The 22,824-nt window shown below is 71.5% G+C and carries 27 protein-coding genes and 3 pseudogenes; 18 read left to right on the top strand and 12 right to left on the bottom strand.

The genetic code is table 11. The features are described 5' to 3' along the window. Window positions 1–129: 129 nt before the first annotated feature. From BMZ82_RS36645 to BMZ82_RS36635, 3 genes are all read left to right on the top strand, one after another. Entirely contained in the window at window positions 130–1,095 is a 966-nt protein-coding gene (locus tag BMZ82_RS36645; protein ID WP_093781719.1) for a DUF389 domain-containing protein, read from the top strand. 169 nt (window positions 1,096–1,264) lie between these two features. Further along, window positions 1,265–2,185, top strand: coding sequence for an aldose 1-epimerase family protein (locus BMZ82_RS36640; RefSeq protein ID WP_093781718.1), 921 nt, complete (start codon window positions 1,265–1,267; stop codon window positions 2,183–2,185). Window positions 2,186–2,342: 157 nt separating this feature from the next. Beyond that, on the top strand, window positions 2,343–3,011 hold the full coding sequence (locus tag BMZ82_RS36635; RefSeq protein ID WP_093781717.1) for a hypothetical protein: 669 nt from the start codon (window positions 2,343–2,345) through the stop codon (window positions 3,009–3,011). A 24-nt stretch (window positions 3,012–3,035) separates the two neighbouring features. Here BMZ82_RS36635 and BMZ82_RS36630 read toward each other — a convergent pair whose 3' ends face one another. Next, window positions 3,036–3,341, bottom strand: coding sequence for an SHOCT domain-containing protein (locus BMZ82_RS36630; protein ID WP_093781716.1), 306 nt, complete (start codon window positions 3,339–3,341; stop codon window positions 3,036–3,038). A gap of 203 nt (window positions 3,342–3,544) precedes the next feature. Here BMZ82_RS36630 and BMZ82_RS36625 point away from each other — a divergent pair, with 203 nt between their 5' ends. Continuing rightward, entirely contained in the window at window positions 3,545–3,982 is a 438-nt protein-coding gene (locus BMZ82_RS36625; RefSeq protein WP_093781715.1) for a DUF7144 family membrane protein, read from the top strand. Between the two features lie 32 nt (window positions 3,983–4,014). On the opposite strand, the gene BMZ82_RS36620 is transcribed toward BMZ82_RS36625, so the two are convergent. The 3 genes from BMZ82_RS36620 to BMZ82_RS36610 all read right to left on the bottom strand — a co-directional run bounded on the left by BMZ82_RS36620 (window position 4,015) and on the right by BMZ82_RS36610 (window position 7,754). Continuing rightward, window positions 4,015–4,458: a DUF6325 family protein gene (locus BMZ82_RS36620; RefSeq protein WP_093781714.1), complete on the bottom strand. Its 444-nt coding sequence runs from the start codon at window positions 4,456–4,458 to the stop codon at window positions 4,015–4,017. Window positions 4,459–4,613: 155 nt separating this feature from the next. Continuing rightward, complete coding sequence (locus BMZ82_RS36615) at window positions 4,614–5,909, bottom strand: chloride channel protein (RefSeq protein WP_093781713.1); 1,296 nt, start codon at window positions 5,907–5,909, stop codon at window positions 4,614–4,616. A gap of 264 nt (window positions 5,910–6,173) precedes the next feature. Further along, on the bottom strand, window positions 6,174–7,754 hold the full coding sequence (locus BMZ82_RS36610) for a serine/threonine protein kinase (RefSeq protein ID WP_093781712.1): 1,581 nt from the start codon (window positions 7,752–7,754) through the stop codon (window positions 6,174–6,176). Between the two features lie 268 nt (window positions 7,755–8,022). Between BMZ82_RS36610 and BMZ82_RS36605 the strand changes: the two genes are divergently transcribed. From BMZ82_RS36605 to BMZ82_RS36570, 11 genes and pseudogenes are all read left to right on the top strand, one after another. Then, window positions 8,023–8,220 (top strand): ferredoxin, encoded by a 198-nt coding sequence (locus BMZ82_RS36605; RefSeq protein ID WP_093781730.1) that lies wholly within the window; start codon window positions 8,023–8,025, stop codon window positions 8,218–8,220. 1 nt (window position 8,221) lies between these two features. Beyond that, window positions 8,222–9,523, top strand: a complete 1,302-nt coding sequence (locus tag BMZ82_RS36600) for an NAD(P)/FAD-dependent oxidoreductase (RefSeq protein ID WP_218159085.1) — start codon at window positions 8,222–8,224, stop codon at window positions 9,521–9,523. Window positions 9,524–9,580: 57 nt separating this feature from the next. Then, window positions 9,581–10,783, top strand: a complete 1,203-nt coding sequence (locus BMZ82_RS36595) for a cytochrome P450 (protein ID WP_093781711.1) — start codon at window positions 9,581–9,583, stop codon at window positions 10,781–10,783. Beyond that, window positions 10,777–11,625, top strand: coding sequence for an SDR family NAD(P)-dependent oxidoreductase (locus BMZ82_RS36590; protein WP_093781710.1), 849 nt, complete (start codon window positions 10,777–10,779; stop codon window positions 11,623–11,625). The genes BMZ82_RS36595 and BMZ82_RS36590 overlap by 7 nt, the downstream gene beginning before the upstream one ends. 26 nt (window positions 11,626–11,651) lie before the next feature. Next, window positions 11,652–11,783 (top strand): hypothetical protein, encoded by a 132-nt coding sequence (locus tag BMZ82_RS42395; protein WP_256252301.1) that lies wholly within the window; start codon window positions 11,652–11,654, stop codon window positions 11,781–11,783. Further along, window positions 11,780–12,046, top strand: a complete 267-nt coding sequence (locus BMZ82_RS36585; RefSeq protein WP_218159086.1) for a carboxymuconolactone decarboxylase family protein — start codon at window positions 11,780–11,782, stop codon at window positions 12,044–12,046. Before BMZ82_RS42395 ends, BMZ82_RS36585 begins: the two co-directional genes overlap by 4 nt. 26 nt (window positions 12,047–12,072) lie before the next feature. Then, window positions 12,073–12,729 carry a TetR/AcrR family transcriptional regulator gene (locus BMZ82_RS36580; protein ID WP_093781709.1) on the top strand — a complete coding sequence of 219 codons (657 nt, stop codon included), beginning with the start codon at window positions 12,073–12,075 and terminating at the stop codon, window positions 12,727–12,729. Between the two features lie 563 nt (window positions 12,730–13,292). Next, window positions 13,293–13,553: pseudogene (locus BMZ82_RS42390) on the top strand (NAD(P)H-binding protein); the annotation flags it as partial. Window positions 13,554–13,633: 80 nt separating this feature from the next. Next, window positions 13,634–14,011, top strand: coding sequence for an NAD-dependent epimerase/dehydratase family protein (locus tag BMZ82_RS42385; RefSeq protein ID WP_256252306.1), 378 nt, complete (start codon window positions 13,634–13,636; stop codon window positions 14,009–14,011). Next, the gene (locus tag BMZ82_RS42380) at window positions 14,008–14,202 is read left to right on the top strand and encodes a hypothetical protein (protein ID WP_256252299.1); all 195 of its coding nucleotides are present in this window, start codon (window positions 14,008–14,010) and stop codon (window positions 14,200–14,202) included. Before BMZ82_RS42385 ends, BMZ82_RS42380 begins: the two co-directional genes overlap by 4 nt. 76 nt (window positions 14,203–14,278) lie before the next feature. Then, window positions 14,279–15,136: an alpha/beta fold hydrolase gene (locus BMZ82_RS36570; protein ID WP_093781708.1), complete on the top strand. Its 858-nt coding sequence runs from the start codon at window positions 14,279–14,281 to the stop codon at window positions 15,134–15,136. 33 nt (window positions 15,137–15,169) lie between these two features. On the opposite strand, the pseudogene BMZ82_RS36565 reads toward BMZ82_RS36570, so the two are convergent. Continuing rightward, window positions 15,170–15,453 (bottom strand): annotated as a pseudogene (locus tag BMZ82_RS36565) (MerR family transcriptional regulator); the annotation flags it as partial. A gap of 13 nt (window positions 15,454–15,466) precedes the next feature. Here BMZ82_RS36565 and BMZ82_RS42375 point away from each other — a divergent pair. Further along, window positions 15,467–15,590, top strand: a pseudogene (locus tag BMZ82_RS42375) (alkene reductase); the annotation flags it as partial. Window positions 15,591–15,625: 35 nt separating this feature from the next. Here BMZ82_RS42375 and BMZ82_RS36560 read toward each other — a convergent pair. The 3 genes from BMZ82_RS36560 to BMZ82_RS36550 are packed head-to-tail and all read right to left on the bottom strand — an operon-like array spanning window position 15,626 to window position 18,902. Further along, entirely contained in the window at window positions 15,626–16,222 is a 597-nt protein-coding gene (locus BMZ82_RS36560) for an HAD family hydrolase (RefSeq protein WP_143098985.1), read from the bottom strand. A gap of 26 nt (window positions 16,223–16,248) precedes the next feature. After that, entirely contained in the window at window positions 16,249–17,430 is a 1,182-nt protein-coding gene (locus BMZ82_RS36555; protein ID WP_093781706.1) for a cytochrome P450, read from the bottom strand. Window positions 17,431–17,474: 44 nt separating this feature from the next. After that, window positions 17,475–18,902 carry a prenyltransferase/squalene oxidase repeat-containing protein gene (locus tag BMZ82_RS36550; RefSeq protein WP_256252302.1) on the bottom strand — a complete coding sequence of 476 codons (1,428 nt, stop codon included), beginning with the start codon at window positions 18,900–18,902 and terminating at the stop codon, window positions 17,475–17,477. Between the two features lie 478 nt (window positions 18,903–19,380). Here BMZ82_RS36550 and BMZ82_RS36545 point away from each other — a divergent pair, with 478 nt between their 5' ends. Further along, window positions 19,381–19,944 (top strand): dihydrofolate reductase family protein, encoded by a 564-nt coding sequence (locus BMZ82_RS36545; RefSeq protein ID WP_093781704.1) that lies wholly within the window; start codon window positions 19,381–19,383, stop codon window positions 19,942–19,944. Window positions 19,945–20,365: 421 nt separating this feature from the next. On the opposite strand, the gene BMZ82_RS36535 is transcribed toward BMZ82_RS36545, so the two are convergent. The 3 genes from BMZ82_RS36535 to BMZ82_RS36525 form a co-directional block, all read right to left on the bottom strand. Then, the gene (locus tag BMZ82_RS36535) at window positions 20,366–20,770 is read right to left on the bottom strand and encodes a DUF3592 domain-containing protein (protein WP_256252298.1); all 405 of its coding nucleotides are present in this window, start codon (window positions 20,768–20,770) and stop codon (window positions 20,366–20,368) included. A 115-nt stretch (window positions 20,771–20,885) separates the two neighbouring features. Next, a complete protein-coding gene (locus tag BMZ82_RS36530) occupies window positions 20,886–21,428 on the bottom strand; it encodes a DUF1707 SHOCT-like domain-containing protein (protein WP_093781703.1) in 543 nt (180 codons plus the stop codon). A 250-nt stretch (window positions 21,429–21,678) separates the two neighbouring features. Further along, a complete protein-coding gene (locus BMZ82_RS36525; RefSeq protein WP_177244846.1) occupies window positions 21,679–21,966 on the bottom strand; it encodes a hypothetical protein in 288 nt (95 codons plus the stop codon). Window positions 21,967–22,020: 54 nt separating this feature from the next. Between BMZ82_RS36525 and BMZ82_RS36520 the strand changes: the two genes are divergently transcribed. Further along, window positions 22,021–22,572 carry a MerR family transcriptional regulator gene (locus BMZ82_RS36520; RefSeq protein ID WP_093781702.1) on the top strand — a complete coding sequence of 184 codons (552 nt, stop codon included), beginning with the start codon at window positions 22,021–22,023 and terminating at the stop codon, window positions 22,570–22,572. A 113-nt stretch (window positions 22,573–22,685) separates the two neighbouring features. Here BMZ82_RS36520 and BMZ82_RS36515 read toward each other — a convergent pair. Then, a partial coding sequence (locus BMZ82_RS36515; RefSeq protein ID WP_177244845.1) for a transposase occupies window positions 22,686–22,824 on the bottom strand: 139 nt, incomplete at its 5' end.

The following is a 22,824-nucleotide window of genomic DNA, read 5'->3' as shown; positions in this document are numbered from 1 at the left end:
CGACGGCGCCGGTGGCGGGCGTCGGGCCCGGCTTGCCGACGCCTGCCCGGCGGGCGTTACTGGCCGGAGTCGGGCGGTCGGGCACCGTGGTGGGGCCTTCGGGTGAGTGAGGTAGGGAGGTGGTGGCGGATGGAGATGATTCACGTCCGGCTGGTGAGTCCCGCTGATCTCACTCCCCGGGCGGTCCGGCTGCTCACCGACGACCGCTATGTCTTCAACCTGGTCGTCCTCGCCGAACTGGCGCACAACCCCGACGGCGACGCGATCGAGTGCGACATCCTCGCGGGCGCGGCCAACGCCGTGCTGCGCGGTCTGCGCGCGCTGGAACTCGACCGGCGCGGCTCCATCGTCATCGAGCCCGTCGAGATGGCCTTCTCCGGCACCGCGGCCGCCGCCGAGCAGCAGCAGCTCGGGGCGCTCGCGCACGCGCCGGTCTGGGAGGAGGTGGAGGCGCGCATCCGCGCCGAGGGCACCTACCTGCCGAGCTTCTACGTCTACCTGGTCATCGCGGGCGTCATCGGCGCGGTCGGCATCATCACCAACTCCCAGATCCTGATCGTCGCGGCGATGGTCGTCGGACCGGAGTACGGCGCCATCACCAGCGTCGCGCTGGGCATCGACCGCGGCAACGGCACCAGGATCCGGCAGGGCCTGTTCGCCCTGACGGCGGGATTCCTGCTGGCCGTCCTGGTGACCTTCCTCTTCTCGTGGGCGATCCGGGGCCTCGACTTCCAGCCCAGGGCGTTCGACCTGGGCCTGAGACCGGTCTCCACGCTCATCGACGCCCCCAACGTCTTCTCCGTCGTCGTCGCGGTGCTGGCCGGCATCGTCGGGATCATGTCCCTCACCCAGGCCAGGACGAGCGCGCTGCTCGGCGTCTTCATCTCGGTCACCACCATCCCGGCCGCCGCCGACATCGGCGTCTCCTGCGCCTTCTCCAGTTGGCGCGAGGCACGCGGATCCCTGATCCAACTCCTTCTCAACATCGTGCTGTTGATCCTGGTGGGGGTACTGATGATCCGATTCCAACGGGCCGTCTGGCGGCGCATCGGCCGACGCAGCGCAGGCCCCCCGGGCAGCCCGGGCAGCAGATGACGCCGCCGGCCCCGGCGGGCGAACCCGCCCGGCGATCGCGCCGCCCGGCACGTGTCGCGCTTGACCGGGTCCCTGCGGAGTCGCACCCTCCCGACGGGAGGGCCGGCACCCCGGACCACCACCACGCCGGCGTCCCCGGACGCCGACCCGGCGGACGAGGAGACCACCCGTGCAGCACAGCCGCACCGGACGCCAACTGACCCTCCGCCACGGCCCGCACCGCGCCGTCGTCGTCGAACTGGGCGCGGCCCTCCGGTCGTACACGGTCGGTGAGCGCACCGTCCTCGACGGATTCGCCGAGCAGGACCGGATCACCGGCGGACGCGGCCAGCTCCTGGTGCCCTGGCCCAACCGGATCCGCGACGGCCGCTACCCCTGGGACGGGCAGGAGCAGCAACTGCCGCTCACCGAGCCGACCGGCGGCAACGCCATCCACGGGCTGCTCCGGTGGGTCGCCTGGCAGGTCGTGGAGGCGAGCGACCGGCGCGCCGTCCTGGAGGTTCCGCTGTGGCCGCAGCCGGGCTACCCGTTCCACCTCCACCTCCGCGCCGCATACGCCCTGGGCGAGCGCGGACTCGACGTCACCGTCACCGCCCGCAACCTCGACACGCGCGCCGCGCCCTACGGCTTCGGCCAGCATCCCTACGTCACCGCGGGCACCGCCGTCGTCGACGAGGCGGTGCTGACCGTCCCGGCACGGACATGGCTGCGCACCGACGAACGCGGCCTGCCGGTCGCCGCCGAACCGGTCGCCGGGACCGCGTACGACCTGCGAACGCCCCGAGTCGTCGGCGCGCTCCGGCTGGACACCCCGTTCGGCGACCTCGACCGGGACGCGGACGGGCGGGCCGTGGTGCGCCTGGCCCACCCGTCGGGCGCGTTCGGCACGGACGTGTGGCTGGGAGAGGGCGCCGACCACGTACAGCTCTTCACCGGCGACACCCTGCAGCCGGGGGAGCGCCGACGCGCCGTCGCCATCGAGCCGATGACCTGCCCACCGGACGCCTTCCGCAGTGGCACCGGACTCATCACCCTCGACCCCGGCGAACAGCACACCGTCCGCTGGGGGATCACACCGTGGGCGGAGTGACGGCCCCCCGACCCCCGGTGTCCGCGCACGCGCGCACGTCACCCGCATGGACAGTCCCGGTGGCACGTCGGCGTACGCCGGTGCTTGCTGGTCATAGCCGCCCGCCGGGCGTGCGCGCGGGGACACACCGGCCGGGAGAGGGAGCGGAAGACCGCCCATGGAACGCAAGCTTCAGGCGCTGCGCACTCCGCGAGCCGCGGGAGTGGTGGGGATCGCCTTCGCCCTGCTGCTGGCCGCGGCCATCGTCCTGGTCCGCGTGGCGGTACCGGACGAGCCCGGGAACATGGGCAGCGGCTGGGTCACCGACCCCTCGCGCCGGCGTACCGTGCAGACCGCGCTCAACCTGGTTCCCTTCGCGGGCATCTTCTTCCTGTGGTTCATGGGCGCGGTGCGCGCACGCATCGGAGAGGCGGAGGACCAGTTCTTCGCCATGGTCTTCCTGGGCAGCGGTCTGCTGTTCGTGGCGACCCTCTTCGGGGCCGCGGCGGCGGCCGGCGGCCTCCTGGTCACGGCCGACGTGGCCGGGTCCGGCGACAAGCTGCAAGGGTGGCCGTTCGGCCGTCACGTCACCTACAGCCTGCTGACGACCTACGCGATGCGGATGGCCGCCGTGTTCACCTTCACGACGTCCACCGTCGGGCATCGGCTCGGAGTCCTCCCGCGCTGGCTCGCCTTCCTCGGCTACCTCGTCGCTCTGACGCTGCTCCTGTTGACGGGCAGCATCGCCTGGTCCGAGCTGGTCTTCCCGCTGTGGGCGCTCGTCGTCAGCCTGCACATCCTCGTGGCCAGCTTCCGCCCGGGACCGCCACTCGCCGACGCGTCCTGACCGGCGCGCCCTGACCACCGATCATCAGGAGCCGAGGATCCTGCTCTTCTGCTCCTCGAACTCGGCCTCGGTGAGGACGCCTTGATCCTTGAGCTCCCCGAGTTGCTTGAGCTGATCGATCTTGCTGCTCATGTCGACGGGCGCCGGGGCCGGGGCCGGGGCCGCAGGCGGCGGTGGGGGCTCGGCGGGAGCCGCAGGCTGCGGCGCGGCCGCCCGGCTGTCCTGCTCGGCCCATCGCCCCTGCTGACGGCGGGACACACGGTTGGACACGGCGGTCGCCGTACCGGCCACTACGGCTGTACGGGCGACCCCGCGGAGGAGACCTGGCACGGCGGGTTCCTTTCTCGCAGGGTTTATCGACACACGGGACCTTTCCATTTCATCACCGTATGGATTTACCCGCACCTCGGCCGTTGCGCCGCCCGCGTTAATCTCGGCGTTCTGCCGGTCAGCGATTCTCGTGGCAAGCTGATATCTGGGCGACCGGCCGCGGCCGCACCACCGTAGCGGGGTCTGCGTGGGAGGAGCCCGAAATGACCACGACTGGAATGCATCACGAACACGGAAGCACCAGCGGCGAAGGAACATGGGTGGCCGGCTGGACCGGATTCGCCGGCGTCATGATGATCTTCGGCGGACTGATGGCGATATTCCAAGGAATTGCCGCCATCGCCCAGGACGACGTCTTCGTCGTCACCCGCGACTACGCCTACAACTTCAACCTGACGAGCTGGGGCTGGATCCACCTCGTCCTCGGCGTCCTGGTCGTCCTCGCCGGCGCCGCCGTGTTCGGCGGAGCCATGTGGGCCCGGGTGGTCGGCATCGCGCTGGCCGGCCTGTCGATGATCGCCAACTTCATGTGGCTGCCGTACCAGCCCGTCTGGGCCATCGTGCTGATCGCTGTCGACGCCTTCGTCATCTGGGCGCTGTGCGTCGGAAAGGGCCGAGAAGCCCGCACCGGCCAGTACTAGCCGACCCGGCGAGTACTCGCCGACCGCGCGTCCTACGACGTCGGCGGTCGACCGGGGTCGGTGGTGTCCGTGGCGTCCAGCGCGTCCAGTACGGCCGGCACCGGGATCCGCCCGGAGGCGACCAACTGGGCGCCGCCGCGTCGCAGGGCGGCCGCGAAGGGCGCGGCCCACAGGTTCTCGTAGACCAGGATTCCGGCGGAGGAGCCGGGCCGCAGCGCGGCTCCCGCCTCCTGGATGTCGTCCTCGCCGAGCAGGCCGGAGGACACCCCCTCGAAGACGGCCAGCTCCAGAGCCCCGTCACCGGTGAGGTCGGCGATTTCCAGACCGACCAGGGAGCCGTCCTCTTCCTTTCTCACAAACATCAGATCGAGGATCCGAATGAGGCCGCGGTCCACCAGGTCGACGAGCATCGGAAGGCCTTCGCCGGTCATTCGGTTACCGGGGAACTCGACGACCAGATAGTCGATCGGTCCCATCTCGACGAATTCATCCTTCACGGCTTCACCCCTGCGTGGTCACGGATTCTGGCGGATTCCCGCCGGCATCGAATGTCATTGCATCACCGGACCGAACCCGCCGCACTTCGGCGGACGGCGGCGATCGTCCCCGCCGTGTCGGGGATGCCCGGCGACTACGCCGGCCGACCCGCTCGGGCTGCGACTCGCGCCTTGAACGCGGGAATCCCCGGTCCCTGCGGCAGCAACTCCGTGGTCACGAACGACACCACGGCGGCCAGCACGATCACGGACACCGTTTCCGAGTTGCCCACCATGAGGACGACCAGCACCACCGTACTGACGGGCAGCCGCAGCGCGGCGGCGCACGCGGCCGCCATGCCCGCCGCCATACCGGGTACGACGCCGAGCCCCGGCAGCGGCGACAGCAGGACGCCCACCGCGCCGCCCAGGAACAGGGACGGGAAGGTCGGACCGCCGCGCAGGCTGCCCAGGCAGAGCGCGTACGCGACGCCCTTGAACGCCAGGACCGCCACCAGACTGCCGACCGACCACGTGTGGGGGTGCTGGGCGAGTTGCGCCAGCGCGTTCTGGCCGGACAGCGAGACCTCGGACGGCGAACGGCCGGTGACGACCGCGTAGAGCGCCGCGCAGCCCGCCGCGGCGAGCGCGCAGAGCATCGTGTTGCGCAGCGGATGCGCGGACACGGAGCGCGCCGCGATCCGGCCGCCCACCATGACCGCGTGGATGGCCGCCCCGATGACGACCGCCATCAGCGCCGACCACAGCACGTCCCCGGCGTCGAGGAGCGGCGGAGCGGGCAGCCCGATGTCGAGGCTGCCGGTCTTCAGCCCGGTCCAGTGGTCGAAGCCGGTGAACACGATGGCGCCGATTCCGCTGGACAGCAGGGCGGGGAGCATCACCGTGAACAGTTGCGGTCCGCCGACCCCGGCGACCTCCATGAGCATCACGGCCGCCACCAGCGGACTGCCGAAGATCGCGGAGATGGCCGCCGCGGCACCGGCGGCACCGAGCAGCGCCGTGCTCGCCTCGGTCGCGGGAGCCCGTACGAGATCCCGGAAGGCCAGCGCCAGACCGCCGCCGAGGGCGATCAGCGGGGCCTCGGGCCCGAGGACGGCGCCCAGCGGCAGGCTGGCCAACGCGGCGAGGACGACACCGGGCACAGCGGCTTTCGTCACCCCTCCGGAGTGCAGCCCCGCCGCCGGGATGTGTCCTCCCCGGCCCGGGAACCGCAGGATGACCAGGGCGACGACCGCACCGGACAGCAGAGCCGGCGGAAAGGGCCACCACCAGGGCGGGTCCGTCCACCCGAGATCGTGCGGCCAGTCCACCCAGATCAGATCCTCGAGCTGTTGGAGCAGCACGAGGAACCAGAACGCGACCAACGACACCGGGATCCCGATCAGGCCGCAGAACACCAACGCCCGCCGGTACTCGGGCCGACGCAGCATGTTCCTCAACTGGTCGGCCTCTTGGGGCTGGTTTCCCGGAGCGGCCCCTGCCTTTCCGGGCTTCTGCTCGGCGATGGCTCTTCTCCTGAATCTGCGGAACCTGCGGAACCTGCTGGATCTGCGGAACCCGCTGGATCTGCTGGATCGTTACGCGGCCAGTGGCAGCGCGAGAGTACCCACCAGATCGGGAGATATCGCCCCGAGCCCTACGGCCACGTCCCAAAACCCCTCCGGATGGACGCGCGCCCGTGTGCCGCGGCCCGGTCAGCGGAGTGTCCAGGTCTGGTTGTCCCTTCCGTTGCATTCCCAGAGGACCGCCCCGGTTCCGCTCGCGCCCCCGAAGATGTCGACGCACTTCTGGGACTGATCGGCCATCAGCCGGGTGCCGGCGAGGTGGAATCGCTGGTCGGTGCCGCCGTCGCAGCCGGTCAGCCGGATCTCGGTCCGGTCGGCGGTCGCCCCTCCGGCGACGGTCATGCATTTCCCCGACGACCGCAGGGTCCCGCCCGATCCGGTCTCCCACCGCTGTGCCGCCGAGCCGTCGCACGTGGCCTGGAACAGTTGCAGTCCCTCGGTCCCGCCGCCCCCGCTCAGGCACTTCCCCGAGGCGGCGACCACCAGAGCACCGCCGACCGGAGGGACCGTCGCACCGGATTTCGGCTCCGAGTCCTCCTGCACGGCCGTCGACGGCGGCAACGTGGCGTCGGCACGCGCGGAGGGTGCCGGATCGGCAGGGGATGTCGCGGATGCGGACGGGTCCGTGTCCGTGGGCGGCGTCGTGGAGGCGGCGGCCGGGTGCGCGCCGTCCGACGCCGTGGCGCTGGTGCCGTTCTGCTCCAGCGGTACGGCGATCAGCGCGGCGACCGCCACCAACAGCGCCGTGGCGACCGCCGCCGCAACCCAGACCGCCTTCTTCCTCGAACGGCGACCCGGAGGCCGTCGCACCCGCAGGTCGGTCGTGGCGGGCTGCGGACGTACGGCGTTGTCGGCCGTCGCGCGGGTGGTGGGCGCGACGGCAGCGGGGTCCGTTTCGCGTGCCGGCAGGCGCAGCAGGCGTTCGGCGTCCTCGGCCGACAGCCGCTCGGCCGGTCTGCTGGCGAGCAGGCCCTGTATCAGCGGGGTGAGCGTCCCCGCGCCGCGCACCTCGGGAGGCGGCTCCATGGCGATGGCGTACATCGTCTGCGCCACCGTGTTCCGCAGGAACGGCGAGCGGCCCTCGACCGCCTGGAAGAGGGTCGCGCCCAGCGCCCACAGGTCGGCCTCCGGACCCGGCGTTGCGCCGACGAGGCGCTCGGGTGCCATGAAGTCGACCGATCCCACCAGTTGGCCGGTCCGGGTGAGATTCGAGGTCTCGGAGGCCTGGGCGATGCCGAAGTCGGTGAGGACCACCCGGCCGTCCTCGGCGAGCAGCACGTTGGCCGGTTTCACGTCCCGGTGCAGGACCCCGGCCCGGTGCGCCGCCCGCAAGGCGCCGATCACGCCACGGCCGATCCGGGCGACCTCTTCGAGCGGGACCGGGCCGTGCGCCGTGATCCGGTCGGCGAGGGTGGTGGACGGCACGTACTCCATGACGATGGTGGGCAGGCCCTCGTCGTCGACGACGTCGTGGACGACGACGACATTGGGGTGGCTGATCCGGGCGGCGCTGTGGGCCTCGCGCCGGGCGCGCTCGAAGAGGGTGGCGAGCTCGTCGTCGTCGAGATGCGGCTGCGGGTGCAACTTCTTGACGGCGACCTGGCGGCCGAGCTGATGGTCGTGGGCGCGCCAGACGGTGGCCATGCCGCCTCGGCCGATCCGGTCGAGGATGCGGTATCGGCCGGCGATCAGCCGTCCTTCGTCGGACACCGTGCTTTCCTTCCACTGCTGCTACCGGGCCGGTTTCGGCCAACGGCGCCAGACGGCCCCGGCGGCCGAGGAGTCACCCAACAGCCCGTTTTCAGCCGCCTGTTGACGCTATCCGGCTGTTGACGGGGATCATATGCCGATCCGCCGACGCCGGCCGGGGCGCTCCCGCCCGAACCCCCTCCACCTCTTTACGAGGACTTTCACACCCGAGTTAGCCTGTCATGCGTAAGGTGACGGCTGTCCGGTTAACTCTGTGAAAGGCGTGATCGTGCGGATCGTCATCGATGAGCAGAAGTGCTGCGGGGCCGGCCAGTGCGTGCTGGCCGCGCCGGATGTGTTCGACCAGCGGGACGAGGACGGCATCGTGCTGCTGCTGGACCCGGCGCCCCCCGCCGACCAGCGGGAAGCGGTGCGTGAGGCGGCGGCGCTCTGCCCCGCGCTCGCCATCGTCGTAGAGGAGGACTGAAGTGGCCGCCGCCGCCCGGCACCCCGGCCGGGTCGTGGTGGTGGGCGCGTCGGCCGCCGGGCTGGCGGTGGTCGAGGAGCTGCGCCGACGTGACTTCGCGGGCGAGGTGACGCTGATCGGCGACGAGCCGGGCCTGCCGTACGACCGGCCGCCGCTGTCCAAGCAACTGCTCGCGGGGGAGTGGGAGGCCGACCGCCTGCTGCTGCGCTCGCCCGAGCAGTGGGACGCCCTCGACGTCACCTACCGGGCCGGCACGGCCGCGGTCGGCGTGGACACCGACGCGCGGGTGGTGCGGCTGGCCGACGGGGGCGTATGCGGCTATGACGCGCTGGTCATCGCCACCGGGGCGCGGGCCGTGCACCCGCCGGCCCTGGGCGCCGGGCTCTCCGGCGCCCAGGTGCTGAGGGGGCTGCCGGACGCGCTGCGGTTGAAGGCGGCGCTGGCGGGGTCGGCGGGTGGCGGGCGGCTGGTCGTCGTCGGGGCCGGGTTCGTCGGTGCCGAGGCCGCCGCGGTGGCCCGGGGCATGGGCGTGCCGGTGACGATGGTGGACCCGCTGCCGCTGCCCATGGTCAACGTGCTGGGCGTCGAGATCGCGCGCCTGCTCGCCGCCGTGCACGAGGAGAACGGCGTGGACCTGCGCTGCGGCACCGGCGTCAGCCGCGTCACCACCGACGGGGACGGCCGGGTCGACGGGGTCGAACTGGCCGACGGCAGCCGGATCGCCGCGACCACCGTGCTGGTCGCGGTCGGCGCGCGGCCCGCGGTCGACTGGCTCGCCGCATCAGGGGTGCCGCTCGGGGAGCGGGGGCGCGACGACGGCGTCCTCGGTGTGCTGTGCGACGCGCGGGGCCAGGCCACCGGGACGGTGTGGGCGGCGGGCGACGTGGCCGCCTGGAAGAACCCCGCCACGGGGCGGTACGTCCGGGCCGAGCACCGGCTCTCGGCCACCGAACAGGGCCGGGCCGTCGGCGCAGCCCTGCTGGGCGCCGAGCCCACGCCGCCCGGCCTGCCGTACTTCTGGTCCGACCAGTACCACCTGAAACTCCAGTCCTACGGCGCCACCGGCCGGGACATGGCCTTCGCCGTCGTCGAGGGGGCACCGGCCGAGGGGCGGTTCGTCGCCGTCTACGGCCACCTCGACGCCGACGGGCGCCCGCGCCAGGTGGACGGTGTGGTCGCCGCCGGCATGGCCCGCGCCCTGCGCGGCTGGCGGCAGGCCGTACTCGACCACGCCCCCTGGCCGGCACAGTCCCCGGACCCCGACCTCGCCCCCGTGAACGGCCCTGTGTCTTCGAGCAGTTGAAGCAGCCCGCAAAACAGAGCAGAGCAGAAAACAGCAGAACAGAGCAGAGGAGCATTCATGAGTACCGCGACCCCGGAAGTCCCGTTCTTTCCCGCGCCCCGCAGTTGCCCGTTCGACGCGCCGCCGCAGTACACCGAGTTCCGCGAGGCCGGCGGCCTGCACAAGGTGACCATCTGGGACGGCTCCCAGCACTGGCTGGCCACCCGGCACGAGGACATCCGCGCCGTGCTGGCCGACCCGAACTTCACCGCCGACGTACGCCACCCCGACTTCCCGCTGGTCCACTCCAACCAGCGGGACCACGAGGGCGGACTCTTCCTCCGCCTCGACGACCCCGAGCACTCCCGGATCCGGCAGATGCTCACCCGTGAGTTCAGCGTCAAGCGCACCCGTGCGATGAGCGATCAACTCCTCGCGGTCACCGACGAGTTGATCGACGCCGTGCTCGCCAAGGGCGGCCCCGTCGACCTCATCAAGGACTTCGCGCTGCCGCTGCCGTCCCGGGCGATCTGCTTCATCCTCGGCGTCCCCTACGAGGACCACGCCCTCTTCCAGCGGCACGCCGACGCCGGCACCGACCTCGGTGTGTCGCACGAGGAGCGGGCGAAGGCGCATGCCGAGGCGTTCGCCTACTACAGCGAGCTGGTGGAACGTAAACGCCGCGAACCGGCCGACGACATGGTCAGCCGGCTGATCGCCGACCACACCGGCCCGGACGGCATCGACGCGGGCCAACTCCCCGTCCTGGTCGGCATCCTGGTCGGGGCCGGGCACGAGACCACCGCCAACATGCTGGGCCTGGGCACCGCTGCCCTGCTCCTCAACTCCGACCAGCGCGAACTGCTGCGTACCCGGCCCGAGTTGGCGTTCTCGGCGGCCGAGGAGATGCTGCGCTACTGGGGGATCGTCTCCACCGACCCGCGCCGGGTCGCCCTGGCGGACACCGAGATCGGCGGTCAACCGGTCCGCGCGGGCGAGGCCGTCATCGTCTCCCTCGTCGCGGGCAACCGGGATCCCCGCGCCTTCGGCCCGGACGCCGACGCGGTGGACATCACCCGCAACGCCCGCGGGCATATGGCGTTCGGCTTCGGCAGCCACCAGTGCCTCGGCCAGAACCTGGCCCGGGTCGAGATGGCGGTCGCCTGGCCCCGGCTCTTCGAGCGCATCCCCGGACTGCGGCTCGCCGTCGCCCAGGACGCGCTGGCGTTCAAGGAGAACTCCATCGTGTACGGCCTCAGCAGCCTGCCGGTGACATGGTGACGGGCACCGGCGGCCACCTCGACGGCCACGGCACCCGGCTGACCGGCACCGCCGCGCTGGTCACCGGGGCGGGCAGCGCCGGGGACTTCCTCGGCACCGGCGCGGCGACGGCGCTGCTGCTGGCGGCCCAGGGCGCCGCCGTAGGCGTCCTGGACGCGGACGCGGCACGCGCCGAGCACACCCGCACCCTGATCGAGAAGGACGGCGGACGGGCCTTCGCACTCCCCGCCGACCTCACCGACGAGGCGGCGGTGGGAGCGGCGGTGGACGAACTCGCCGCCCGCGCCGGCCGTCTGGACATCGTGGTCAACAACGCCGGGATCAGCGGTGAGGGCGGCATCTCGACCGTCACCCGGGCGGGCTGGGACCGGGTGTTCGCCGTCAACGTCACCGGCGCGATGCTGGTCGCCCGCGCGGCCCGTCCCCACCTGGTGCGCGCGGGCGGCGGATCGGTCGTCAACGTCTCCTCCATCGCCGCGCTGCGCGGCTTCGGCAGCGGCGCGTACGGGGCGAGCAAGGGCGCGTTGCAGTCGCTCACCACCGACCTCGCCCACGACTGGGGGCCCGACGGCATCCGGGTCAACTGCCTGGTGCCCGGCCACCTCTTCACCCCGATGGGCGACCATGGCGGCGAACCGGGCCGCGAACTGCGCCGCCGGGCCAACCTGCTCGGCACCGAGGGCACCGCCTGGGACCTGGCCTGGGCCGCGCTCTTCCTGGCCGGTCCGGAGTCCCGCTGGATCACCGGCGCCGTGCTGCCCGTCGACGCGGGCACCACCACCGCGACCGTCCTGGGCCTGCTCTCCCGGATGACCGCTCCCACCGACGGAGAACTGGCATGAGCGAGTCAGGAGACAGGAGGACTGTCATGAACGATTCAGTGAACGCCGCCGACCGGCGGGCCGCCGGAGAAGAGGTCGTCCGCGCCATGCTCGGAGACGACTTCCTGCGCTCCAGCCTGACCAGCCAAGCCGACGGCACCGGCCCCGGCGCGGACTGAGCCGGCTCGCCCTGGAGCAGTGCTTCGGCGAGATCTGGACCCGCCCCGGACTCGACCGGCGCAGCCGCAGCCTGCTCACCATCGGCATCCTGATGGCCAAGGGCTACCCGGCCGAACTGCGCAACCACGTCCTGGCCGGCCTCGGCAACGGCCTCACCGCCGAAGAACTCCTGGAAGCGACCGTCCACGCGGTCCCCTACCTGGGATTCCCCGCAGCCGGCCAGGCGCTGGAGGTGGTGGCCGCGACCCTGAACGAGCGTTAACCACTCCCCGGCCCCGGTGCCGCACAATGGGGCAGGTGAACGAGGTAACCGGCGCCGGCGCCACCGGCGGGCGCAGACGCAACCCCCGTGGCCAGGGCGATCAGCTCCGGCGGGAGATCCTGGCGGCGGTGGGGCGTCTCCTCGACCAGAAGCTCGACGAGGGCGCGCTGCCGGTCTCGCTGCGCGAGGTCGCGCGGGAGACCGGCATCGCCGCCCAGAGCATGTACCTGCACTTCGCCGACAAGGACCAACTCGCCCGTGCGGTCGCCGAGGACGGCTATCAGCGCGTCGTGGCGGCCATGCGCGCCGCCGACGCCGGTGCGGCGGACGCCGGCAACGGCGCTCGGCTGCGCGCCCAGGGCGACGCCTTCTGCACCTTCGCGCGCACCAACCGGGGCGTCTTCCGCCTGATGTTCGGCCACGACACCGCCCGCCTCGGCTTCGCCGACCAGGCCCACCCCGCCCACGTCCTGTGGCAGCAGTGGCTGACCGCCGTCCGCACCTGCGAGGACGAGGGACTGCGCTGGCCGGACGGCCCCGAGTACACCGCGATGCACCTGTGGGCCGCGCTCTTCGGCCGCTTCGCCCTGTGGGCCGCCACCTTCGGCCAGGACGACCCGGAGACCCTGCACACCTTCGCCCACCGCACCATCGACGCCCTCCTGCGCGACGCCACCCGGTAGGGGCGCGGGCGCGGTGCCGGCCCGTCCTCGCGAGTGCTGTGGCCACATAGGTTCCCGGGAACGGAACTCTGCCGACGCACCATCTTCCGGTGGCTCACCCGCTACAACACCCGCCGCAGGCACTCCGCCAACGGACACCTCAGCCCCATGGCCTATGAAAACCAGCACCAGCAGGAGTCCGATAAGCTCACGCTGGCCGCATGATCACCCGAACGCGTGTCCACTTTCGCGGGGGAAGGCCCCCGGGCCTCGCTGCGATTTGGCAGACATAGATTTTTCTAACACTGTCAGGTACTAGCTCGGATCTTGTGACTGGTGATCGGTGCTGACCGTTGTCCGGCCATCTGATGGATGTGAGGGTGGGGCACGTTGAGGGGTGGGCAGAGGAACTGGCTGCCCTGACGGACGGGTTGGGGCTGCGCCTGCCGAAAAACTCATCCGTCCTGGTGGGGGCTGGTGTACGGGTGGTTCCTGGCCGGCCCGGCCAGCTCCTACGTCAACGGCGCCGTGCTGTTCGCCGACGGCGGCGAGCGCAGCCCGCTGCCGGCCTGAGGAGCCCCGCCGTGAACGTCTTCGTCATCGGCGCCACCGGTTTCGTCGGCGGCGCCCTCGCCCGGCACTTAATCAAGAGCGGGAACGCGGTCACCGGCCTGGCCCGCACGGACGACGCCGCCGCCACCCTCCACGCGCAGGGCATTACCCCGATCGCGGGGGACTTGGACGCGCGCCGGCCCGACGCCGTCGCGGCGGCCCTGCGCGCCGACGCGGTTGTCTACGCGGCGCAGCCCGGCCCGGAGCAGGAGACCGGCGCCGTCCAGGACCTCACCCGGGCGCTGGCCGGGACGGGCAAGGCGCTGCTCTTCCTGTCCGGCAGCGGGGTGCTGCTCCAGCGCACCGGGGGGGCGTGTGGAGCCCCGACCTCTTCGCCGAGCACGACCCCTTCACGCCCGAGCCCCTGGCCGAGTACCGCAAGGCCGCCGAGGACACGGTCCTGGCCGCCGCCGGTGCCGGAGTGCGCTCCATGGTCGTCCGCCCCGGCCTGATCTGGGGCCCCGGGGACCACGGCCACCTGTCGATGATCTACCGGTCCGTCACCGTGAGCGGGGCGGCCTGTTACGTCGGGCAGGGGCTGAACACCTACAGCCACGTCCACATCGACGACGTGACCCGTCTGTTCACCCTCGCCCTGGACAGGGCAGGCCCGGAGGGCTCTACCACGCCGTCGCGGGCGAGATCCCGAACCGCTGGATCGCCGAACGCGTCGCGGACGACCTCGGGGTGAAGCCCCGCAGCGTCACCACCGAGGAAGCCGCCGGAGTATGGGGCGAGTTCGGCGCGCTCATCATGGCCGCGTCCAGCCGCATCCGCGCGGTCAGCGCTCAGCGGGAACCGGACTGGCACCCCGAGCACACCGACATGCTGTCCATGATCGGCGAAGAACGTTTACGCCGACTCGCGGCCCCCGCCACGTAATCGACCCCAACGCCACCGCCACAGCCCACCCTTGATCGAGTCCACTCTCTGACGGATCTGACGGAAGGACACCCCCGTGAGCACTGCCGACTGGCTTCCCGCCGACTTCCACGTCCACAAGATCGCCACCAACGGCACCCGTCTCTCGGTAGCCGTGGGCGGCAGCGGACCGGTCCTGGTCCTGCTCCACGGCTGGCCGCAGACCTCCCGCGCCTGGGCCCGCGTGCTGCCGGCCCTCGCCCGGAGGCACACCCTCGTCGTCCCCGACCTGCGGGGCACCGGCGACAGCGACCGCCCGGCGGGCGGCTACGCCAAGACCAACCAGGCCGACGACATACGCGGCATCCTCACCGCCCTGGACCTGACCGGCCCGGTGGCCGTGGCCGGCCACGACATCGGCTCGATGATCGCCCTTGCCTGGGCCGCCGCCCACCCCGACGACATCTCCCACCTGGTCCTGGTCGACGCCCTGCTGCCCGGCTTCGGCCTGGAGGAAGCGATGAACGTCGCCGAGGGCGGCATGTGGCACTTCGGGTTCTTCATGACCCGGCACCTGCCCGAGATGCTCTTCGACGGCCACGAACTGGAGTTCCTCACCGCCACGTTCACCGCCATGGCCAACCCCGGAACCTTCAGCGACGACGACCTCGCCGCCTACGCCCAGGCGTACACCGGCCGGGAACGGCTGCGCGGCGGCTTCGAGCACTACCGCACCCTCCTCGACGACGGCCGCGAGAACCGCGCCCTGCTCGCCGAGCGCAAGCTGCCCATGCCGGTCCTGGCCATCGACAGCCCCCGCTCCGGCACCGCCACCGCCCAAGCCCTGGCCCCCCACGCCGACGACGTGCGGGCCGCGGTCGCGCCGACCGGACACTTCGTCGCGGAGGAGGACGCCGACTGGTTCACCAAGACGGTGACCGAGTTTCTCGGCTGATCCTCAAGCCCCCTCACGCCTCCTCAGGCCTCCTCAAGTCCCCTCAGGCGCGGTCCGGCGGGCGTCGCGGTGGGCGTCGCGGTGCGCCCGGGCGGCGCCATCAGCCCGTCGAGGGCGTCACGGGTGTTCAGCAGCTCCTCGATATGGGCGGAGAGCCTGTCGGGCTCCAGGGCCATGCGCTCCAGCGCGGCGTCGGAGTTCTCGTCGCTGGGCGCGTCGCGGCACGGCATCAGTTCGAGGATGGTGCGGCTGGACAGCCCCGCCGTGTACAGGCGCTGGATGAACTCCACCCGCTCGATGTCCTGCTCGGTGAAGTGCTACTGCCCGCCCAGCTTCGGCCGCGCCTTCATCGCCAACCCCGACCTGGTGGAACGACCCCGCCGACCCGGCCACCTTCTACGAGGGCGGCGACGCGGGCTATCTCACCTACCTCGCCTACCAGCACACCGCCTGACGGACAGGAAGGCCGATCCGGGCTGCGCTGTCGGCCTACTTCCAGGGTCGGTGTCTGATGTCGATCACGTTCATGCCGGCGGCTGTGGCGGCTGCGACGCCTTCGTCGGTGTCCTCGTGGGCGAGGCACCGGTCGGGGGCCACGTCCAGCAGGCGGGCGGCGTGCAGGTAGCCGTCGGGGGCGGGTTTGGGGCGGGGGACGTCGTCGCGGCCGACGATGGTCCAGGGAAGGTCGTCGAGTCCTACGACGGTGAGGCCGCGGCGGACGATGTCGCTGTAGTTGGCGGAGACGACCGCGATCGCGGCATGGTCGGCTGCGGCGCGGGCGGTTCTCGCGGCGGTGGCGATCGGTTTGATGCGGTCGGTGTGGGTGAGCCAGTAGGCGCGGGCGACTTCGACGAAGCTGTCCTCGGGCAGGGCTTCCGGTGTGAGGCCGAGCCGTTGGCGCAGTCGGGCGGCGGTGAAGGCCGGCTCGGCGGCGACCCAGGCGAGGGACACGGTGATGCCGTGCGCGGCGAGTGAGGCTCGTACGGCGGAGTGGTTGACGTCGGCGGTGTCGGCGAGGGTGCCGTCGAAGTCGAAGGCGTAGGCGGCGTACGTGGTGTACGTGCCGTCGTGATCGCGGTGTGTCATGGTCACCACCCTGGTCGGTCGGCGGGTCACGGGGTGAGGTGCACGGGGAGTTCGGCGAGGTCGTGGATGACCCGGTGTCGGTGGGTGGGGATCGTGTCGGGGTCGGCGGCGAGGCGTAGGCCGGGGAAGCGCTGGAGCATGGTGGTGAGGACGGTGCGCAGTTCGATGCGGGCGAGTTGGTCGCCGAGGCAGTGGTGGGTGCCGTGTCCGAAGGTGGGGTGTCGCAAGGCGTCGGGGCGGTGGATGTCGAAGTGGTCGGGGTCGGCGAAACGGCTGCTGTCGCGGTTGGCGGCGGGCAGGTGGAGGACGACCCGGTCGCCGGCCGCGATGGGCCGGCCGGCGATGGGCAGGGGTTCGCGGGCGACGCGGAGCAGTCCGAACTGGAGCACGGTCGCGTACCGCAGTGTCTCCTCGATGACGCCGTCGACCAGGTCGGGCCGGCCGCGCAGGGTGTCCCACAGGCGGGGTGGGCGCAGCAGGAGGAGGACGGCCAGGCCGATCACGTTGGTGGTGGTCTCGTGTCCGGCGATGAGGATGAGCTGGGCGAGGGCCGCGATCTCGTCGTCGGACAGGGGCGTACCGGCGCTCTGGGCTCGGACGAGGCCGGACAGGACGTCGTCCGTCGGCGCGGTCCGTTTCCGGTGCGCCAGGCCCATCAGATAGGTCTTCAACTCCGCCTTGCTGGCGAGGAGTTGTTCTCGGGTGCGGTCGAGGGAGAGGAGTTCGGCGGTGAGGCGCTGGTAGCGGGCGCGGTCGGCGAGGCCGGGTGTGGCGGCCAGGGCGTCGAGGTGGTCGTCGACGATGTCCTGGACGCGCGGGGCGAGTTGGTTCATGCGGCGGGCGGTGAACTGGCGGGCCACCAGGCGTCGTAGCCGGGTGTGTTCCGGCGGGTCGCTGGTGAGCAGGTCGGAGGGGCGCAGGGCAGCCATCTCCGCGGTGGAGATGAGACAGGCCCGGACGTGGGAGTTGAGGTGGGGGATCCGGGAACTGAGCCGGGGATCGGCCGGCGCGGCGCGCACGTCGTCGTAGCGGGTGACCAGCCGGCCCGGCGGACCGTCGGGGAAGGCCAGCGGTGCCACGGGAAGGTCGTCGCGCAGTCGGGTGAGGCCGGTGGGCGGGTCGAGGAGGGAGGGGCGGTCGACCGGCAGGGGCAGGGGCACCGGTGCGCGGGCGGGGCAGGTGCCCTGTGGCCCGGGGGAGTTGTTCATGTCCACGTTCGTGTCCGCCTCGGACCGTCCTCCTGTCGGGGGGTTCACCAGTTCCAGTCGCTGTCGCAGCCGGTCAGTGCCAGTAGGACCCAGATGTCGGTGAAGACCGGCACGTCGAACGGCAGGGGGCGTGGCCCGACTTGGTCGGGCGGCGCGGTGAAGGTGCCGTCCGAGTGCTGTCGGGACAGCAGGTGGGTCACGCCCGCCCGTACGATCGCGTCCTGGCCGAGGCGCTTGCCCATGGCGGAGAGGGCGAGCAGGGAGTAGCAGGTGCTGGTGACGTCGCTGGCGTCTCCCGGGCGGTGTCCCCAGCCGCCGTCACGATTCTGCGCCCGGGCGAGGAAGCGCAGAGAGGCGGCGTCCGCGTCGGTGACGCGCTGCCGGAGTGCGGTGCGGGTCGGGTCGGGCAGCGAGTGCAGGGCCCACATCGCCCGCCAGATGGTGTTGGCCTCGCTCAGGCTCCAGCTCCGCTCGAAGGTGCCGTCCTGGTGCCGGGAGTCGAGCAGCCGGCGGGCCGCGCCGTCCAGCAGGTCGGCGTGATCGGCACCGTTCCAGGCCAGCGCACTGACCGCGCCTCCGGTCATGCCGACTTCCGAGGGGTCGCCCCGCATATAGGTCGGGAACCCGCCGTCGTGGCCGACGATGCCCCGGAAGTACCCGGCGGCACGCTCCAGCGACGCCCGGTGGCGGACGGGGTCGACGGTGGCCAGACAGGCCGCGGCGTACGCGCTGGTGTCCACGTCGGTGTGCCGCATGTCCTCGCCGAACGTCCAGCCGCCGTCGGGCATTTGACGCTCGACGAGGTAGTCGCACAGGCGGTTCAGCAGTGCGGGTTCGGCATTCGCGCGGGCCAGTGCCAGCCCGGCGCATCCGGTGTTGAACACCACCAGGTCCAACATGCTCGGTACGCCGCCGTCGGGGTTGCGGCACGCCAGCAGCGCGGTGACACCGTTGCCGACGAGGGGGTGTTCGGGGGCTAACCGTTCTACGGCCAGCAGGGCCAGCAGGTGCGCCGTGGGGTAGTTCTCCCACACCGGCGCCGGGCTGGAGCCCAGCAGGACCAGCAGCCGTTCACGTTCCGCGTCGGTGATCTGCTCGGTCAGGCCCAGGCCCAGGCCATGGGCGACCAGCACCCGGACACTGAGCATGATCATCTCGATCCAGATGACAGTGTTGTCCCCGCCCTCGTCCGTAGCCACCGTACGGGCAGGGCGGAGCATGGACGGAACGAAGGGGACCGCACCCGCCACGGCCAGATGAACATCGAAGAGCAGCCGCTTCCTCGCGATGGAGAAGTGGTCGAAGTCGGCCAGCAGTTCGTCGCCGACGACATCGGTGTCGATCGTCCGGCCGTGCAGCACCGCCTGTGCCAACGCGGCGTCGAATCCGGTTACTTGCGCTGTCGGAGTGGCCAAGTACTGGGTGAGGCACCGCACTTGCTCCAAATGGCCGCCGCGCCGGCGCAGCAGCACGAGCAGCAACGCCGATTCCAGGGGGGCGCGTGGAACATCCCCTGTGGGGTGGTTTAACCTTTCTGCGCCAGGTGGAGGCCCGGCCGCCGGAGACATTGGATCTGTCCCACGTCCGACGGCGGCCGTGAGTCAGCACGTTCCGTAGAAGCCGAGTTGGCGGCTGCTCGACAGGTCGTCAAGGAGCAGACAGGAGCGTGGCATTGACGACGGACGAGATCGGCCCGGTCCGCCCGGTCGGCCCGGGCACCGCAATCAGGCGGGAACAGGCAGACGTAGTGTCCGGCTGGCGCACGGTCGCCGCACCGCACCGTCGGCATCGACGGCCGCGCCCAGAGACGCGGACACCCGCCGGTTCATGCGCTCACGCGAGATACGCCCGGTGCGATTCAGTCATCGAACAGAGTTGCGGGGTCTTGATGAGTTTCCCGCGCCGCGCCGGTCTGTTACGTGTGAGACCGACTCACGGAAGGCCGGCACCATGCGGAAACTGATCTACGGCATGAACCTGACCCTGGACGGCTACATCGCCGCGCCCGGCGACGACATCGGCTGGAGCGTGCCGAGCGACGAGCTGTTCCAGTTCTGGTCCGACCGGTTGCAGGCGACCGATCTGACGCTGTACGGGCGCAAGCTGTGGCAGACGATGAGCTCCTACTGGCCGACCGGCGACCAGCGGCCGGACGCCACCGCGGCGGAGATCGAGTTCGCGCGCCGCTGGCGGGACATGTCGAAGGTGGTGTTCTCCTCGACGGTCGACAAGGTCGACTGGAACACCCGCCTGGTCACCGGCGACGCGGTCGCCGAGATCACCCGGCTCAAGGCCGAGGACGGCGGCCCGATGGACATCGGCGGCGCGACGCTCGCCGCGGCGGCCATGCGGGCCGGGCTGATCGACGAGTACGTGCTGGCCACCGCGCCGGTCCTGGTGGGCGGCGGCACGCCGTTCTTCGCCGCGCTGGACAATTGGGTGAACCTGAACCTGGTGGAGACGCGGACGCTTCCCGGCGGCGTGATCCTGACCAGGTACGAGACGAGACGCTGAGCACCCGTCACCCGACGCGACCTCTGCCGGGACGCCCAGGCCGCGGCCTTGATCGGCCTCGCTGTTGGCCGTGTTCGGGTACACCGAGCCGGGACCGGCAACAACACTCCAGCACGCTGCATTCACTCGAACGCGCTCCTCCGCCGCCGGAGGGGCGCACCCGTGATCCTCGTCATCGTCGTCGCCGTCCTCACCCTGCTCGTCGGACTCGCGGCCAACCGCTTTCTGCGACCCCGGCTGCTCAGTGAGGACGACGACACCGGCATGGCCGTCAAGGACCTCGTCGGCCGCCCGCTGCGGACGCTGACCGTCCGGCTGCTCGCCTTCGTCCTGGTCACCGCCAACGGCTCCTACGGCAAGGCCGAGGTCTCCTCCCGGGGCGAGGCCCGCGCGACATCGCGGTGGTGCGCCGACTGGCCGACTATCCGAGGAGCAGGCCCGCGCCCAGGAGAACGAAGACGGCGCCCACGCCCACCATCGCGTACTCCCACGCAGCGCGCTCGTGTCCGTACAACACCAACTCGCGGGGATCTTCCGGGTCGTATCTGACGAGCACGTGGCTGCCCTCGGCGAAGGGCCGAGATTTGGACGCCGGCACGGGCGAGGCGACCTCCATGACCCGGCCGTCCTCGGTCGTGTACCGCAGTACCGGCCGTGGGTTGTCCTCTGCGCCGACCGCACCGGTGCGCTTCACCAGCGCCCACACATCCAGGCCCGCACGGCGCAGACGACGGATCCTCCGCAGACCTGCGAGGCCCGTCAGCAGCGCGACCGCGCCGCTCACTCCGGTGAACCCGGCCATGGTGACGACGGCTCCCTGCGGCATCCCTGGTCTCCCTCCGCAGCGCGGGTCCGTCCTGGCACAACGAGCGTAAGTCGTGCGCGGGGATCGGTGGGCGATGCCGTCGAGGATGAAGCAGCGCCGGACCGTGAACTGGACCTCAGCGCCGCGAGTGGCGGATCTTCAGCCGTCCGTACCCCATGACTCCGGAGATACGGACCCTCGGCCCGCCAGGGCGGGAGGGCTGCCGAGGCTTGTATCTCGGGTCCTTCCACCCGGCGCGCAGGTCCTCGATCTCGACGACCGCGTCGCGAGGCACCGTGATCCTGGCCCTGCCGTACGGAAGTTGCAGCTCGATGTCGACGACAGGGTGCTCGAAGACCGCCCGGGACAGGTCCAGGTTCACCTTTCCGTATGCGGACTCGACCTTGAGGATCCGCGGCACCCGCCATGCACCGCGTCGCCGGATCCACCCGCCGGCGGCGGCAATGGTGGACGTGGTGGCAGGCTTCTCCGGCGGGAGCGGGGCCATGGCCGACACGAGTTCGCCGTGCGTCGTGACGGTGAGCACCTGGTGGAGGAGTTCGTCCATCTCCGCGTGCGAGATGTGCCCTTCGGCGTACGCCTCCTGCAGGCGCTGTACGGCCGTGTCGCGGTCGTCTTCGCTGATCCGTGGCGGCGGGTCTTCCGGCAGGGACGTCACCGTTTCACTGTAGCGCGGCGTCGGCGGTGCTCATGTGCCGAGGCCCGCAGCGGGCAACGCATCCGATGGGGAGGCCGACCGCTCGACGCCATGGACTTGTTCGCACGACTCACAGAACCCAAGCGGTCAGTGCACTCTCTCGCCCACATGCACAGGTTCGACCTGCCGCGTACTGTGGCTGAGCGCGCCGGCCGCGAGCTGAACTCCATGGCCGCGGCCTGAAGCGCGGCCGCCGCGGCCGGTCGGACGCTCAGTTCCGCTGCCCGTCAGCCGGTGCCTTCAGCAGCCGGTCCAACTCGCTGCCGGCCTGGTCGTACCCGGCGTCGGAGATCCGTTGCAGTTCGCGCAGGTCGCCGGTCGCGACCGCGCGTCGGGTGAGTAGGAACCCGGCGCGCACGGACCCCTCGTCCAACAGCTCGCTCAGCTCCGCGAGGTCGCCCGCTGCGTCGGCGAGATCGGCCAGCCGGTCCAGAGCGGTCTCGTTGCCCTCGTCGGCCAGCTCGCGCAAGGTCTCCCGATCCATGTTCGTGTTCGTCATGACGCCATGCTGCGTCCCTGCCCCAGGGGAAGGGTCAAGTGGGACGATGGCCGGGTGATCACGATCGGGCAGCTAGCCGGGTATGTCGGGGTGTCGGTCAAGACCATCCGCGTCTACCACGACAAGGGGCTGCTCCCCGAGCCCGACCGCGATGCGTCCGGCTACCGCCGCTACGGCGCGCACGACGCCATCGACCTGATCAAGATCCGCACGCTCGCCGAAGCCGGCGTCCCCCTGGCCCGTATCCGGGACCTGAGATCAGCGGACGACGAGGAGTTCCAGGAGGCGCTGCGCGAGATCGACGACGAACTCACCGCCCGTATCCATGGCCTGCGGGCAACGCGGACCCGCCTGCGCCGCCTCGCAGCCGGGCATCTGTCACCGCTGCCCACCGAGGTCGGTGCCCATCTGGAGGACCTGGCCCGCTGGGGATTCACGCCCCGGTGGGTGGACCTGCAACGAGACCTGTGGATCCTCGTGTTCGCCACCCACCCGGACCACGCGATCACCCTGTTCCACGACCAGGCCGAGAGCCTGGCCGACCCGGCGCTACCGGGGTTCATTCGCAGTGCATCGGGCTTCAGCCCGGTGGTGAAGCGAATCTGATGGTGGCGACGCGGAGCGTCGCCGCGTCTTGTCCGGCGGCGCCGGACACGGCGTGTTCACCACCCGCGGCGCGGAGCGTCGTGATTGCTGGTCCCGGCGGAGCTGGGCTGTGCTCACACCGGCCGGTTCTGCTGCTCGATGTACTGCCTGACCACGGTGAGCGGGGCGCCGCCGACGGTTCCAGCGAAGTAGGAGCCCGACCACAGCTTGTTGGCCCGCCAGTAGTGGCGTACGAGGTCGGGGAACTCCTGG

It is taken from the genome of Streptomyces sp. yr375 (genome assembly GCF_900110755.1).
In the GTDB taxonomy this organism is placed as follows: Bacteria; Actinomycetota; Actinomycetes; order Streptomycetales; family Streptomycetaceae; genus Streptomyces.
Note: the sequence above shows the minus strand (reverse complement) of the source record. Positions and strands in the feature narration are given on the sequence as shown.